This window comes from Marinoscillum pacificum, assembly GCF_024714495.1.
GTDB lineage: Bacteria > Bacteroidota > Bacteroidia > Cytophagales > Cyclobacteriaceae > Marinoscillum > Marinoscillum pacificum.
The window spans coordinates 47,732-63,801 of the sequence record NZ_JAMZMJ010000020.1; the positions used below are offsets into that span (position 1 = coordinate 47,732).

Genomic DNA, 16,070 nt, shown 5'->3' on the forward strand with positions numbered 1-16,070 from the left:
ATGTTAAATATTGTAATATTCGGCCCTCCAGGTGCTGGTAAGGGTACTCAAAGTGAAAAGATCATTGAAAAATACAATGTAGTCCATATCTCTACAGGAGATCTTTTCAGATGGCACACGAAGAATGATACGCCATTAGGGCTGAAGGTAAAAGAAATTATGAATAGCGGTGAGTTGGTGTCTGACGATATCACCATCGCTATGTTACGTGAGGAAGTTGAAAAGAATCCACAGGCTAGTGGTTTTCTTTTTGATGGATTCCCAAGAACTGTTCCTCAAGCAGAGGCTTTGGATGAATTGATGAAATCATTGGGAACAGAAATTCACGCTGTGGTTGAGCTTGATGTAACTGAAGCAGAGGTTAGGTCTAGAATAGCAAAGCGTAAAGAGCTAGAAGGTCGTGTGGATGATGCAGACGACAAACTAGAGAAAAGAATTCAAGAATACTTCAATAAAACCGTACATGTGTTGCCGTTCTATAAAGAGCAGAACAGATTAAGCACTGTAAATGGTATTGGAGATATTGATGGAATATTCAATTCAATTGCAGAAGTGCTAGATCAGCACGCATCTTAATGGATTCAAATTTTATAGATTATGTGAAGCTCTATGCCAAATCAGGCAATGGAGGAGCAGGATCAGTGCATTTCCGTCGGGAGAAGTTTGTCCCGAAGGGAGGCCCTGATGGTGGAGATGGTGGCCGTGGAGGGCACATAATATTACGGGGTAACAAACAGATGTGGACCCTGATACATTTGAAGTATCGAAAACACATCAAAGCAGATAATGGAGGCAACGGTGAAGGAGGTAATCGATTTGGCGTAAATGCTGAAGATATTATCCTGGAAGTGCCAATTGGTACGGTTGCTAAGAATGCTGAGACTGGGGAGCACATGGTGGAAATCATGGAGGATGGAGAAGAACAAATCCTTCTTCCTGGTGGTATGGGTGGTCAGGGTAACTCTCATTACAAGACATCAACAAATCAGGCGCCGCGATATGCGCAGCCTGGGATTCCTGGTGTAGAGGCTGAGGTTATTCTTGAGCTTAAGATCTTGGCAGATGTAGGGTTGGTAGGTTTCCCGAATGCAGGAAAGTCAACTCTCTTGTCAACAGTTTCTGCTGCTAAGCCAGAAATTGCGGACTATCCATTTACTACATTGGTCCCTAACCTTGGAGTGGTTTCCTATCGTGAAGAGCGTTCTTTCGTGATGGCGGATATTCCTGGAATCATAGAAGGTGCTGCGGATGGTAGAGGGTTGGGTATTCGATTTTTACGTCACATCGAGCGTAACTCCATGTTGTTGTTCATGATTCCTACAGATGCTAAAAGCATCAAAGAGGAATATGATATTTTGCTCGGGGAGCTACAAAAATACAATCCGGAGCTGTTGGATAAACAACGTTTGTTGGCGATCACCAAGTCTGATATGTTGGATGAGGAGCTAATTGAGGAGATGAAAGCAGAAGTGCCAGATGTTCCTTATTTGTTTATTTCCAGTGTGACAAATGTGGGTATTCAGGCCTTGAAAGATAAGATCTGGGCCATGCTCAACGACTAATTTTCCATTTTATATACGGTTCACTGACAAGTTGTCAGCAGATGGTCCTTTGGCAAAGTAATTGTCAAAACCATTCTGACTTTAAATCTGAATTAAGAAAATGCAGAAAGAGAAAGATCAAGTAGAAGAAAAGGAGCAACAAGATATAAATGCAGCAGCTGAAGAGTCTGCTACGGAACAAGCTCAAGAGGAGACTGCAGAGTCTGCAGGATCGGAGGAAGAGGTAGATGAGGTAGCAAAGCTGCAAGTTGAAGTGTCAGAGGCGAAAGACAAATACCTTAGACTGTACTCGGAGTTTGAAAACTTCAGAAGAAGAACAGCTAAAGAGAAAATTGAGCTGATAGGCACTGCCAATAAAGATTTAGTAGAAAACTTGGTTCCTGTCCTTGACGATTTTGAGCGTGCGCTTAAGTCAATGGAAGAGAACGAAGAGTTGAAGCCAGCCAAAGAAGGTACTGATTTGATTTACAATAAATTCAAAAGAGTACTGGAAGGTAAAGGCTTGAAGAAGATGGAAGTAAATAAAGGTGACGACTTCAATGACGATTTCCACGAAGCAATTACTCAAATCCCAGCTGGTGATGAGATGGCAGGAAAGATCGTTGATGTGGTAGAGAATGGTTACTTCCTGAGTGAAAAGGTAGTTCGATTTGCGAAAGTGGTAACAGGAGCAAAATCATAATATGGCTAAGCGAGATTTTTACGAAATATTAGGAGTAGATAAAGGAGCCTCTAAAGACGAGATTAAGAAGGCATATCGTAAGATTGCCATCAAATATCACCCTGACAAAAATCCTGACAACAAGGAAGCAGAGGAGATGTTTAAAGAGGCTGCGGAAGCGTATGAAGTACTTTCCAATGATGAGAAACGTCAGCGATATGATCGTTTCGGACATCAGGGAGTAGGCGGCGCCGGTGGATACGGTGGTGGCGGAGGTATGAATATGGATGATATCTTCTCTCAGTTTGGTGATATTTTCGGTGGCGGTGGCGGTAGTCCGTTCGACAGCTTCTTCGGAGGCGGTGGAGGCGGAAGAGGCCGACGTACTCGAAAAGGAACGAACCTTCGTATCAAGCTTAAATTGACCCTGCAAGAGATTGCCAATGGGGTTGAAAAGAAAATAAAGGTTAACAGATTAATCGTTGACCCAGAGACCAAGTTTACGAACTGTAGTACGTGTAATGGTACTGGTCAGGTACGTAAGGTGATGAACACTATGCTTGGTCAGATGATGTCAACTTCTACTTGCCCTACATGTGGTGGTACCGGCCAGACGGTCGATAGCAGAGCTCCAGGAACAGATAGTTCTGGAATGAAGCGTCAGGAAGAGGTGATCAGCATCAAAATACCTGCAGGTGTGTCTGAAGGGATGCAGCTTAGCATGAGCGGAAAAGGTAACGAAGTAGCAGGCGGAATCCCGGGTGATCTTTTGATCGTAGTGGAAGAGACTGCTGATGATACCTTGAAGCGTGATGGAAACAATGTGATCTTTGACTTACACGTCAGTTTTCTAGATGCAGCTCTTGGTACAGATGTCGAGGTACCTACCATCAACGGTAAGGTGCGAATCAAAATAGATGCTGGTACTCAAAGTGGAAAAATTCTTCGTTTGAGAGGTAAGGGAATAAAGGATATTGAAGGCTACGGAACAGGAGATCAGTTGATCCATGTTAACGTTTGGACGCCTAAAACCCTTAGTAAAGAAGAAAAAGCAACGCTTGAAACTTTGAGAGGATCTAAAAACTTTGAACCTAACCCAGGTAAGGGAGATAAGAGCTTCTTCGAGAATATGAAAGAATTTTTCGGAGCATAAGTCTAAAAACCGCAACTCTATCAATACTTATACGTATTTTTAGGCATGTTGCGGTTGGTTTTTACAGGAGCGTTAGGGCTAGTTTTTACATTCAGTTACGGGCAATTAAAGAAATTTTATACCCTCAAGGAGACGGCAAAGTTTGATACCGTCAACTTTTCTTTAGAAGCAACGTCTGGAAATTGTTATATCAAATCCACTAAGGAAGAGGGCCCTTTGACCATTTATGGTAATCCTGACCTCAACAAAATCAACCCTTCATTTAAGAGTAAAATTCAAGATGGTAAGTGCGATGTAGCGCTTGACCTTCAGGAATATCGTTCTTCAAACTTTGCAGATGGCTTATTGATGGCCATGGTCCGAGAGAAGACTGAAGAAAACAACTACTGGAAAATTCTTTTTGATCAGCAAAAAGTCTATCGTCTCAACTTGAGCTATGGATTTGGGAATGCGGATGTGGATCTTTCAGGAACTTCCATTCAAAACTTTAAGGTAAGATCTGGTAGCGCAGATATCATTGTGGACTACAATGATCGTAAGCCCAACAAAATTGCCATGGATACTTTCTGGGTGAAAGCGGATATGGGCTCTGTCATTGCCAGACATCTGGAACTGGCAAGAGCCAGATATGTCATGGCTAACATTGGTTTTGGAAGAGCCTTGTTAGATTTTAGTCAGTCTACTGGTGATAAATGCCTGGTGGAAGCTTCTGTAGGTGCTGGTAGTCTGGATGTTTATTTGCCCAATGAAGACATTCCGATGATCATTTATCTAAGTGACAGCCCTCTGTGTGGTCGCAGAATGGTAGAAGGTTTCGAAGAAGTGGAGCGAAACGTCTTCGTCAATATGAATTATTCTGCGGACGCAGAGAACTTAATGACCTTCCGAATTGATGTTTCTCTAGGAAACGTCGCTTTTCACTACAACTAGTTCTTTTCGTGAATCATGACTCCTTGCATAATTAGGTATTGTGCAGGTATATAAGTCAGCATAATCAGAAAAGGTGCATACGGCACATCAGCCATAAATTTATCAATACCAATAAGAGAGTCAGAGATAACAAAGAGGCCAGCTCCTAATGTGGTCATCAAATAGCTTTTGCTGTTCGTTTCTCCATTTCTGTTTAACGCAAAAACCAACATCGTTAGAATGCATCCTGCGTAAATGGTTACGGGAAGCCACATTTCTCCTGCATATATGTAAGAGGCATAAGCAATTGCCACAAATCCAATAATCGCTGGGATAATAATATTGTTTTTTGGAATAGATGGATTGTCCATGCTCTTATGAAATACTACGGTATACAATAGTTGCATCACCAGAAAAGAGCCAAGGCCACCAAGAAAAAAGAGCTCATCTCCTTTTACTAATAGGAGCATATCGCCAACCCAGGCAAAAATGAGTGCTAATGATAATAAGAGCCTTGCAAGGTTCACAAAACCATCTGCTTTAACAAATACCAAATAAATCAAAATTGGCATCAAAACGGGTTTGGTGAATTGGTTGATCATGGCGTCATCTACAAACTGAGCGTATACATTGATGACACCTACAATCAGGTATAGAGCTGTTGCTAGCCTCATTTCTTATTGGGGTTGTTTATTTTGCTTATAGGTAATGATGTATAAGAAGGCAATTAAAGAAAAAAGTCCAGCTACACCAAATATCCATGCAAATCGCTCATTAAATCCTTGATATACAGTGCCTGAGATGAGTGCGCCAAGCCCTATTCCTACTTCCAGGAAAATGTATAATGTGGCTATTCCTTTACCTCTGTTATGATCCTGACACAGGTCAATGGTCCAGGCAAAGAGGGTAGGAGAATTAAATCCATAGCCCAGACCGAAAAGAAATGCTCCTACAAAGAACTGGGTAGGTGTGTCCGAAAGGCCAATGATGACCATGCTGATAAACATGATGAAGGTGCTGATTCGTAAGGTGAATAGCCGTCCATGTCGATCAGATATTTGGCCACCAACAATTCTTACCAGTAGTGAGGAACCAGTGAAGACATTGAAAAAAAGTCCCCGATTGCCAATTTCCAGGAAATCACTAAAGTTAGGAGTAAGTGTAAGAATGGTTCCAAAGGAGAGAGTCGTCAATATCATGACGATGGATGGGGCCAATACATTCTTTTCAAAAATGTCTTTAAGCCCAATCTTTAACATGCCGGGATGAAAAGAGCTTCTGGGGTAAAGTGTTTCCTTCATTCCAAACAGGATACCTACTGATGCAAACGCAAAGATGGAGCTCGTGTAAAACAAACTACTGATGCCAAACTCATTGTAGATCCATGAGCCAATTGCTGGGCCGCTAGCCATACCTATCGTTCCGAAGAAACTGCTTATGCCAAGTGCTTCACCACGTCGATTAGCCGGTACTATGTCTGCGATGTAAGCTGAAGTTCCTGTTGGTTTGAAACCAGTTGAGAAACCGTGAAATAAACGAATGAATAAAAATCCCCAAACGGTGGTGAATGCCGGATATAGCAGTGCCGCAACGCCAGATACGATAGCTCCAACAAGCATGACAGGAATTCGTCCCCACTTGTCGGTGAGCTTGCCACTAAATGGGCGTGATACTCCTGCGGTAACAGTGAATAGGAAGATGATCAGCCCCAAATATTCTTCTCCTCCCATTCTGCTTAGATAACCTGGTAATTCAGGAATCAGCATGTTGAAAGAGGAGAAGAACAAATAGGAGCTAAAAGATAGTAGCCAAAACTGGCCAGAGTATCTTTTTAGCATCAGTTACCTTCTTCCTGCCCGTGCAGCAAGAAGGTTTTAATGTAATCATTAATGTCACCATCCAGTACATTCTGAACATCCGTTCTTTCGTGTCCTGTACGTGCATCTTTAATCAATTTGTAAGGATGAAGTACGTAATTTCTGATCTGCGATCCGAAATCGATCTTCATTTTTCCAGCTTCTACCTTATCACGCTCTGCATTTCGCTTTTCGATCTCAGCTTGATATAGCTGTGATTTAAGCATCTGCATCGCACGCTCGCGGTTGGCAAGCTGAGAACGTTCTACCTGACACACTACCACAATACCTGTAGGCTTGTGAGTCAGCTGCACTTTTGTTTCTACTTTGTTTACGTTCTGTCCACCAGCTCCACCTGATCGAGATGTTTGCATCTCAATGTCATTTGGATGGATGTCTATTTCAATAGAGTCATCTACAACAGGATACACATAAACAGAGGCAAAAGACGTGTGTCTACGTCCTCCACTATCAAAAGGAGAGATACGTACCAATCGGTGAACGCCATTTTCTGATTTAAGGAAACCATAAGCAAGTGGACCTTCAAACTCAAGAGTAACCGATTTCACACCAGCCACATCACCTGCTTGATAGTCTACTTCTTTTACTTTATAACCATTGGATTCGCCCCACATGATGTACATTCTCATGAGGATACCGGCCCAGTCGTTACTTTCCGTTCCACCAGCACCTGGAGTGATCTGAAGCATTGCCGAAAGCTGATCTTCTTCACCAGAAAGCATTTTTTTGAACTCAAGCTCTTCCACCTCTTTCAAGGCTTTTTCATATGCTTGGTTTACTTCTGCTTCGGAACCTTCTCCTTCATCAAGAAATTCTTGTAAGGTTTCGGCTTCCTCAACGGCTGCTTCCACTTGTTCGTAATGCTCTGTCCAGGATTTTTTTGCCCTAATTCCTTTCATGGTCTGCTCTGCTTTTTCCGGATCATTCCAGAAGTCAGGCTGGGCTGTGACCAATTCTTCTTCTTCTATTTCTTTTTTCTTGGTATCATAGTCAAAGATACCTCCTCAAGGCCGTGATACGCGCCTTCAAGTCTTTCAACTGATCTGATGTCATCTAAGAATCTTGATTTTTGTGATGAAAAATTTTCGTTTGCGAAGATACACAAACGTTCATCCATCATCTCTGTGATTCTGACACATTATTTACAGCTCGAGAATTGAATGCTATTTTTTTGATTTTGAGACCTTCTTTTTGTCTTCGTAGATATCGTGAAATTTAGAATGATCCAGAGGGTCTATCCCCATGAAATGGTTGTTGTCAAAATAACGCGCTGCTCCATCTTTGATTCTGTGATGAAAGCTTTTAAATACTGAACCGGGTTTATTGGAAGTTGTCATCTTTCTTGGGCTTTTTGTTTGATATGAAGTTCATTCATTCATCTGACATTGACCATGATAACAGTCAATTTCCAAGCTGATTTTCTAACAGATCATATAAGGCTATGACAACCATCATTCCAAACCGATATCATGTCACCTAACTTAAAAGGTATCAATAAATAACAACAGAAATGACATAACGATGAAAACGATTTTGGACCTTCATGACTTGCTGGTAGAGCAATTGCGTGAGCTTTATGACGCTGAGGTTTTCCTTAGAGAGGTATTGCCGGACATCAAAGAAAATGTTTGGCATTCAGGTTTGAGTCGAGTGATCGACGAATATGAACATCAGGCTACTGAAAATCATATGACATTGCTTCAGGTATTCAACGATTTATTTACGCTAGAATACGGCGAAAGAAGTTATGCTATTAGGTCCATGATTAAATACAATATGTCGGTTGTAGAGGCATGTCAGACTCCAGAAATAACTGATGCAGCTATTGTATTAATGCTTCAACAGATCATGCATTTTAAAATGGCATCTTATGGCGCAGTTTGTACTTATGCCAAAATTCTGGGAGTATATAATGATGGGGAAATGCTCCATGAAATTTTGAATGCCGAGAAAAGGTTGGATCGTAAGTTGGTAGCACTTGCAGATCTAGACATAGACCGCAAGGCTTTCAACTACGACAAGGGCTAGCTTACCAGGTTTGGCTTTGCATATTGTGAACGGCACGCATGATATCTTTTTGAGATATCTGGCCTACTAGTTTGCCATGATTGACCACAGGGAAACGCCTTATGCGTTTGTCGAGGAACATTTTGGCAGCGTCAAAAATATTGGTCTCAGGAGGGATGCTGATGACATTGGATGTCATGTGCTCTGCAACTACGCCATTCAGGTTGGGCATGTTGTTGTATTTTCCACGCACTACTTCTTTCATGCAGTCTCCTTCTGAGATTACTCCTACCAGTTCATTTTCTGAATTGACTACTGGTCCACCCGAAATTTTGTATTTCAGCAAAGTGTTGATGACCTCATCCATATGTTGTTCTGGACGAAAGGTGATCAGTTTTGTAGACATGTAGTCAGAAACAGTAACTTTTTGAGCTGTGGCAGCTGGCTTGGCCACAGGAACTCCACGATAGCTTTTTACCATAATCGATCAATTTTAAGGTTCAGTGTGTCATATAAGTTACTAAAAGTCAGTGACTTTTCCTAGGGGATTCGGTGATCGTTAGGTTTGATGTTAGCGGAATGTGGTATTGTAAATTCTAATTTCAAATAGTAGATAAGTGCTTTAAAGTCACTGTATTCCATTCGTGTAAGTTTTTATTACTAGCATCTTTTTTTCTGGTAAATTGATTGGAGAATAATCAATGAAATCAAATGAGGAAACACTTAACCTTGCTTTTTCTTGCTCTTAGCTTACTGAGCTTTGCACAGGAGGAAGAAACTGCTAAAAAGGACACCACCGAAGAAAAAAAGGCGACAAAAGAATTACCGCTTGAGCCTGAAAGAAAATTGCGACTTAAAACCACTGAGGGAACCTGGATATCACTGGATGTAAGTCCTGATGGTAAAACGATAGCTTTTGATATGATGGGTGACATTTATACCATGCCTATCACTGGAGGAAAAGCTACACCAATCACTACGGGAATGGCTTTTGATACTCATCCTCGATATAGCCCTGATGGAAAATCCATCACATTTACCTCGGACAAAAGTGGATCAGAGAATATCTGGACGCTTGATCTAACCGATTCGGAAGCTGAGCCTAATCAGATTACCAAGGATACAGATAAATACTATCAGGCAGCTGAGTGGACGCCAGATGGTAATTATCTGATTGCTGCGAAAGGCGGAAGGGTCCTGCAGCTCCATATGTATCACAAAGATGGAGGGAGTGGTATTCAGCTGGTGAAAAAGCCAGAATCTTTGCAAACTATAGAACCAGCGTTTGGCAGTAATGATCAGATTATCTGGTTTGCGCAGCGTAGAGGAAGCTGGAATTACAACGCTCAGATGCCACAGTATCAACTGGCAACTTATGATCGTGAGACTGGAGATATCACCACTCAGACGAATAATTACGGTTCTGCATTCAGCCCAACATTGTCATCGGACGGAAAATGGTTGGTTTATGGAACCAGATACAATACAGAGACAGGTTTAATGAAGCGCAATTTGCTGACTGGTGAAGAGAGCTGGTTGGCATATCCTGTAAGAAGAGATGATCAGGAATCCAGAGCTCGACTAGGAGTATATCCAGCTATGTCATTTACGCCTGATAATCAAAAGGTGATTGCTTCCTATGGCGGCAAAATTTGGAGTATTCCAATCAATGGCGGTGATGCAACAGAAATACCATTTGAAGTGGATGAAGAATTGGATTTCGGACCTATGGTACATTTCGATTACCCTATTTCTGATGCAAAGGAAATGACTGTAACTCAGATCCGAGATGCTAAAAGGTCGCCTGCTGGCGATAAGATAGTGTTTACGGCTTTGAATAGACTTTACGTGATGGATTATCCGAATGGAACTCCAAAGCGATTGACTAAGAACGAGTATACCGAGGCTATGCCAATATGGTCTCCTGATGGTTCATCTATTGCTTTCGTTACCTGGGAAGGCAAAGAAGGTAATATCTATAAAGTAAAAGCGAGTGGAGGGAAACCTGTGAAACTTACCAATGAGGGTGGGACATACTCTGACCTGGCATGGGATAAAAAGACCAATCGAATTGCATTCGTGTATGGGACAGCTCAAGCTTATGAGAATGCAATTGATCCTGGTGCTTTTGGTGCAAGTCAGTATATCTGCTGGATTAATGCTGATGGCGGTAACATTAACAGAATCGAAGCATCCAACGGACGAGGATATCTTCATTTTGTGGAAGGAGACAATCGAATTTACATGTACAGTGGTTCGAAAGGTCTGATGTCTATGAGATGGGATGGTTCGGATGAAAAAGAGATTATTAAGATCACTGGAATCATGACTTATCCAGCATTGAATCATGAGCATGCGCTTCAGGAAACCTATAATGAGCCACAGCGAGAGCCAAGTAGTTCTGAATATATCTACATGGCACCAAAAGGTGATCGTGCATTGGCGAAGATCAACAATGATGTATTTGTAGTAACTGTACCTCCAGTAGGAGCAGAGACAGTTTCTATTTCAGTTTCCAATCCAGAAAGTGCCTCTTTCCCTTCCTGGAAGTTGACCACTTTTGGTGGTGAGTTTGCTCACTGGAATGCAGATGGAAATACCGTGAACTTCACTCTTGGCAATGCCTATTTCGCTTATGACATGGCTGAAGCCGAGAAGGTGACAAAGGAGCTGGAGGCTAAAAAGAAAGCCGAAGAAGAAGCTAAAAAGGATAAGAAGGAAGATGAAGATTCTGAAGAAGACAAGGAGGAAGAAGATAAGGATTCTGAGAAAGAAAAAGAGGACGAAGGATATAAGCCGAATGAAATTCGTGTAAAGGTTCAGGTAGAAAAAGACATTCCTGATGGAAGTGTGCTGTTAAAAGGAGCGCGAATTATCACCATGAATGGCGATGAAGTGATTGAGAATGGCGACATTCTGATTGAGAATGCTCGAATCAAAGCTGTAGGAGCTTCAGGAAGCCTGGAAGTAGGTAAGGGAGTACAAACGGTCGATATGAGTGGTAAGACTATTACTCCAGGTTTTGTGGACACCCACGCGCATATGTGGCCAAATTGGGGCTTGCATAAAAATCAGGTTTGGATGTATGCTGCTAACCTGGCTTATGGAGTTACTACTACACGAGATCCTCAAACATCAACTACGGATGTATTGACCTATTCAGATATGGTGGAGACTGGTAATTTGTTAGGGCCAAGAGTTTATTCTACGGGTCCTGGAGTAGGATTCTGGTATTACAATATCAAAAGTTTAGAGCATGCCCAGGATGTGTTGAAGCAGTACTCAGAGTATTTCAATACTAAGACCATCAAGATGTATATGACAGGAAACCGTCAACATCGTCAGTGGATTATTCAGGCAGCAAAAGAGCAGAAGTTGATGCCTACCACAGAAGGAGCATTGGATATGAAGCTTAACCTTACGCAATTGATTGATGGGTATCCTGGTCATGAGCATGCATTTCCGATTTACCCTATCTATGGAGATGTTACTCAGTTAGTAGCTAAGTCGCAAATGGCATATACGCCTACACTGTTAGTTTCTTATGGTGGTCCATGGGCTGAGGAATATTACTATGCTACCGAGAATGTCGTTGGAGATCCTAAATTGAACTTCTTCACTCCAAAAGATGAGATTGATGCGAAAGCCAGGAGAAGAAGCGCTTATTTCATTCCTGAAGAGCATATATTTTCACGTCATGGTGAGTTTGTAGGCGATCTGGTAAAAGCTGGAGGATTATCAGGAGTTGGGTCACATGGTCAGCTACAAGGATTAGGATATCACTGGGAACTATGGTCTATCCAAAGCGGAGGAATGCCTGAACTTGATGCTTTAAAGGTTGCTACTGTTCTCGGAGCGAAAGCACTAGGTCTTTCAAATGATCTAGGATCAATAGAAGCAGGAAAACTGGCTGATTTGGTAATCATGGATAAGAATCCATTAGATGATATTCGGAATACCAACAGCGTTTCCCAGGTCATGAAAAATGGAAGACTTTATGATGGGAATACTCTGGATGAAGTATATCCAAGACAGAAAAAAGCTCCAAAATTCTATTGGACCAAGCAAGGACCAGGCACCATGAATTTACCTGGTGAGAAATAATTGAAAGCAATACATAGAAAAAAGGTGATCATTTGATCGCCTTTTTTTGTAAAAAAACACATCTCATTTTTCCTCGGTTCCGTACAAATAGGTGTTTGATATAAAGTTTTCTAAAAACGGTTTCCAGGCGTTTCTCATTGAATAGCCTTCCGTGACTAGAAACGAGCCTAACCATCTAATTATTACTAGCAGCTATGACAATGAGGAACAGGTTGTATAACCTGCATTTTTTATTCCTATTATTTACTTTTTTGTGGATTCCTACTAGAGGGCAGCATACAACAAAACCAACTGAACTTTGTGGTACTGTACCTTATATCGATTCTCTTCAACGCATTTATCATTATTCCTTTCAGGAAACTCGTTTTGAGCAACAGCTAAAGCATTACATCACTAACTCTTCTTCCAGAAAAATATCTGAGGAAGAAGAGGTTTATCGAATACCTGTAATTGTGCATGTGATACACAGTGGAGAGCCTGAGGGACAAGGTAGTAATATCTCATTTAAGCAAGTGGTATCACAAATCGAGGTGCTGAATGATGACTTTCGCAGAAGAGGGTACGGTTACAATGAGAATCCTGATGGAGCTGATACTAAGATTGAATTCTTTTTGGCTGAAAGAGGTCCAGATGGCATTTTACTGTCTGAGCCAGGAGTGGATAGGGTGCGTTTTAATACACAATGGACGCGTAAGAGTCTAGAAGAGCAGCTGAAGCCACAGACTTATTGGAATCCTTCTAAATATCTGAATATATGGGTGGTTGATTTTCCTGATTGGCTGGGTTTTTCCGGGTATGCACAGTTCCCTGTGAATTCTGGTTTGGAAGGTATCAATGAAGCTCTGCCTGAATATTCAGATGGAGTACTAATCAAAACCCAATATTTTGGAACGAATGGAACAGCAACTGCTCCCTACAACATGGGTAGGGTGGCCACTCATGAGGTGGGTCACTGGCTAGGTCTGAGACATATCTGGGGAGATGGAGATTGTTCCAAAGATGATTACTGTGAGGATACTCCTCCAGCTGAGAGCCCAAATAGAGAATGTCTGGAAAACGTGAGTTGCGAAACTCGCGACATGATTGAAAACTACATGGACTATACGCCTGATGCTTGTAAGAATATTTTCACCCTGGATCAGAAAGCACGCATGCGAGCTGTTTTAGAAGTGAGTCCCATGAGAAGAAATTTGGTTCGTGTGGTTTCTGACTGTCAGAGTGCGCTTGTTATAGATGAAGGGGAGCACAGCACTCAATCCCTGCCACAGTATTATAGTTATACTGCCCAGAAAGATGAAGTGATAGCTATAAGTAGTTTGGGACTTACTTCTTCGGATACCTATTTGGAGCTATACTCTTCATGTAGTGGTGAGGTTTTGAAAAGCAATGATGATATCAGAAACGACAAACAATCATTGGTTACCTACAGCATGATGAAGGATGAGGAAGTGTTGATAAAATGGGAGAGCCTGGATAATGAAATGAATTTTGGATGGCAGCTCAAAACGTCTGATCATTTCATTGGAGCTACTTCTGACCTGCCAGTTTTAGCAATAGATGGGGATAATGTTTTGCCAGTTGATTCTGGGTGGATATGGTATCAATATCCAGTGATTACTGAGAACATGAAGCTTCAGATTGACGCTGAAGATGCATCAATCGATGTTTTTGTTAATTCCTGTTTTGGAGGTGTTGCTAGCTTTGTTGGAGCAGGTAGTGTGAGTGCGGATGGTTTAGTGGCTGGAGATACTTGTTACATCTTATTAACAGGAAAGATGCCTGAAGTGATGAGGATGGAGATGCTGCCAATGGAGGCGGGAGAATCTTGCATGTCACCGGCAACTTCTGTGCTTGGTGCCAACGCGTTTGAGGGGGCTGAGCACTGGTCGTCTTTTACAACGCCCTATGCGGGTGATTTTGTGATTTTACATCAAAATGATGATAACCAGGAGTCAATCAATCTTCAGGTCTATCGGAATTGTGATGAGCTCGTCGGCTCATCTAACATTGGCGTTTATCGGTTGGGTAATGTGGGTGCAGATGAAACCTATTTAATAAAATGGGAAGATCTTGGAGATAGAAGTGGTTTTGAATGGATGATACAATCACATGAGGATCTTGCGGGAGAAAACTGTCATTTAACTTTTAATGCTGTAGAAGGTCACAATACATACGAGGTAACGCAGGATTATTTTGAATTGTGGTTTCGCTATATCACTCCAGATTATCGCGCGATGTTGACTTTTGATTTTGGAGAAAACTCGAGCTTGCAAAATTTCGACTTGTATAAGGGCGATGATTGTAATAATCTGGATTATATCTATTCGATTTCGCCCTATCCGTGGAATGATAGCCCACTTTTTGAGCCAAACGATACTATTTATATGGTTTGGGAGGTCGATGAAAACATGTTGCTAGATTGGACTATACATGTGATGCCTGAGGCAGTTGGGGATGCTTGTGATAACGCTCATGTGTCCATTGAAGGGATCAATCAAACACCGGGAGACTACATGAATTGCTGGAGTCGCTTTACCATGCCAAGATCTGGGAAATTAACAGTCACATCGGTAGGTCTGACGGATCAGGATACGGAATTGGAAATTTTTACTAATTGTGCAGATCCAGTTCAGTTGGCTTCAAATGACGATTCGGAAGGTACTCAACAAAGTACTGTAATACTCGATGCTGTGAATGCAGGTGAATCGCTCATTTTACATTGGAAAAATGAAAACGCAAACCTCCCGATTCAATGGAATATTTCTGTAGAGGACAATGACCTTCCAGGTGCACTCTGCGTAAATGCAATAGAGGTGGATATGTCTTCAGAGCCTTTAGATGGGAAAGCAGAAAATTGGTATCGTGTGGTAATGCCTGAGCAGGGTAATATGCTGATTTCTTCCAATAACCTCACAGATGTGGACACTTACTTGAGGGTTTATGATGGCTGTGGACTTGCACTTGTCGGTGAAAGTGATGATGTGGACTGGTATGCTATGAATTTTCAGAGTGAGCTCTTGATAGAGGAATTAAATGCAGGAGATGAACTATTGATATTCTGGTCAGGGAAATGGAGTGAAGAACCTTTTCAGTGGCAGCTTAGCTGGAAAGAGCCTTTACCGGAAGTCACTGATCAAACTTTTGAATTAAGTGAACATACGATTCCTGGAACACAAATTGGTCAGATAGAAGTAGCTAAAGCTGATCTCGCTGATTTGTCTTTTAGTATTTTAGGAGAGGGTTCATACCCATTCAGGCTGGATGCCGCTACTGGTGAACTGTTTTTGACAGAGGCTGTTGATTACGAAACTCAGAATGAGTATACGCTTAGTGTGGAGATTATTAAAGGAGAATGGTCTGCAGAAATTGTATTGACACTACTCTTGGTTGATGAAATAGAGCTGAGTACAGGTCTTTCAAAACTTGATATTTCTGTATTCCCCAATCCGGTGCAAGAAGAATTGTTTATTGAAAAGCACACAGGTGAAGACTTAATGGCTTTTGTGTTTGATGTTAGTGGGGAGATGCAGTTATCCTTCAAATTGACAACTAATCAACATAGGGTTAGAGTGGATCAGTTAAAGGCTGGTGTTTATATTCTTCAATTGAATTCTGCTGATAAGTCGTATCAAACGAAGTTTATCAGGCGTTGATGGAAAAAAAGAGCAACAAAAAAGAGGCTGTCTCAAAAGGCAGTCTCCTTTTTTATAAAAAGAAAGCCGGGAACAATTAAGTTCTCGGCTTTTTTTGTGACTAACTGATTAAATTAGTCGTGTGCGTAATTCAAATTTAGTCTT

Annotated in this window: 12 protein-coding genes; 8 read left to right on the forward strand and 4 right to left on the reverse strand. The window is 41.6% G+C overall.

Annotated elements, in window-relative coordinates:
• The 5 genes from NXS00_RS25660 to NXS00_RS25680 all read left to right on the forward strand — a co-directional run bounded on the left by NXS00_RS25660 (position 1) and on the right by NXS00_RS25680 (position 4,306).
• A complete protein-coding gene (locus NXS00_RS25660; RefSeq protein WP_258102158.1) occupies positions 1-576 on the forward strand; it encodes an adenylate kinase in 576 nt (191 codons plus the stop codon).
• Positions 576-1,562: a GTPase ObgE gene (obgE, locus tag NXS00_RS25665; RefSeq protein WP_258102159.1), complete on the forward strand. Its 987-nt coding sequence runs from the start codon at positions 576-578 to the stop codon at positions 1,560-1,562. Before NXS00_RS25660 ends, obgE begins: the two co-directional genes overlap by 1 nt.
• A 100-nt stretch (positions 1,563-1,662) precedes the next feature.
• On the forward strand, positions 1,663-2,244 hold the full coding sequence (locus NXS00_RS25670) for a nucleotide exchange factor GrpE (protein ID WP_258102160.1): 582 nt from the start codon (positions 1,663-1,665) through the stop codon (positions 2,242-2,244).
• Between the two features lies 1 nt (position 2,245).
• Positions 2,246-3,376: a molecular chaperone DnaJ gene (gene dnaJ / locus NXS00_RS25675; RefSeq protein WP_258102161.1), complete on the forward strand. Its 1,131-nt coding sequence runs from the start codon at positions 2,246-2,248 to the stop codon at positions 3,374-3,376.
• Between the two features lie 45 nt (positions 3,377-3,421).
• A complete protein-coding gene (locus NXS00_RS25680; protein WP_258102162.1) occupies positions 3,422-4,306 on the forward strand; it encodes a toast rack family protein in 885 nt (294 codons plus the stop codon).
• Here the strand turns inward: NXS00_RS25680 and NXS00_RS25685 are convergent.
• From NXS00_RS25685 to prfB, 3 genes are all read right to left on the reverse strand, one after another.
• Entirely contained in the window at positions 4,303-4,959 is a 657-nt protein-coding gene (locus NXS00_RS25685) for a lysoplasmalogenase (RefSeq protein WP_258102163.1), read from the reverse strand. The two genes, NXS00_RS25680 and NXS00_RS25685, sit on opposite strands and share 4 nt — an antisense overlap.
• 3 nt (positions 4,960-4,962) lie before the next feature.
• Entirely contained in the window at positions 4,963-6,123 is a 1,161-nt protein-coding gene (locus tag NXS00_RS25690) for an MFS transporter (RefSeq protein ID WP_258102164.1), read from the reverse strand.
• Positions 6,123-7,215, reverse strand: a protein-coding gene (gene prfB, locus NXS00_RS25695) for a peptide chain release factor 2 (RefSeq protein ID WP_258102165.1) whose coding sequence is annotated in 2 segments (ribosomal slippage) — positions 6,123-7,154 and positions 7,156-7,215 — 1,092 coding nt in all. Because the reading frame shifts where the segments join, the coding sequence is not laid out codon by codon here. The genes NXS00_RS25690 and prfB overlap by 1 nt, the downstream gene beginning before the upstream one ends.
• A gap of 468 nt (positions 7,216-7,683) precedes the next feature.
• On the opposite strand from prfB, the gene NXS00_RS25700 reads away from it, so the two are divergent.
• On the forward strand, positions 7,684-8,190 hold the full coding sequence (locus NXS00_RS25700; RefSeq protein ID WP_258102166.1) for a YciE/YciF ferroxidase family protein: 507 nt from the start codon (positions 7,684-7,686) through the stop codon (positions 8,188-8,190).
• 1 nt (position 8,191) lies between these two features.
• On the opposite strand, the gene NXS00_RS25705 is transcribed toward NXS00_RS25700, so the two are convergent.
• Positions 8,192-8,650: a CBS domain-containing protein gene (locus NXS00_RS25705; RefSeq protein WP_258102167.1), complete on the reverse strand. Its 459-nt coding sequence runs from the start codon at positions 8,648-8,650 to the stop codon at positions 8,192-8,194.
• 230 nt (positions 8,651-8,880) lie between these two features.
• On the opposite strand from NXS00_RS25705, the gene NXS00_RS25710 reads away from it, so the two are divergent.
• Both NXS00_RS25710 and NXS00_RS25715 read left to right on the forward strand, forming a co-directional pair.
• Entirely contained in the window at positions 8,881-12,273 is a 3,393-nt protein-coding gene (locus NXS00_RS25710) for an amidohydrolase family protein (RefSeq protein ID WP_258102168.1), read from the forward strand.
• A 200-nt stretch (positions 12,274-12,473) separates the two neighbouring features.
• On the forward strand, positions 12,474-15,926 hold the full coding sequence (locus tag NXS00_RS25715) for a M43 family zinc metalloprotease (protein ID WP_258102169.1): 3,453 nt from the start codon (positions 12,474-12,476) through the stop codon (positions 15,924-15,926).
• Positions 15,927-16,070 lie beyond the last annotated feature (144 nt).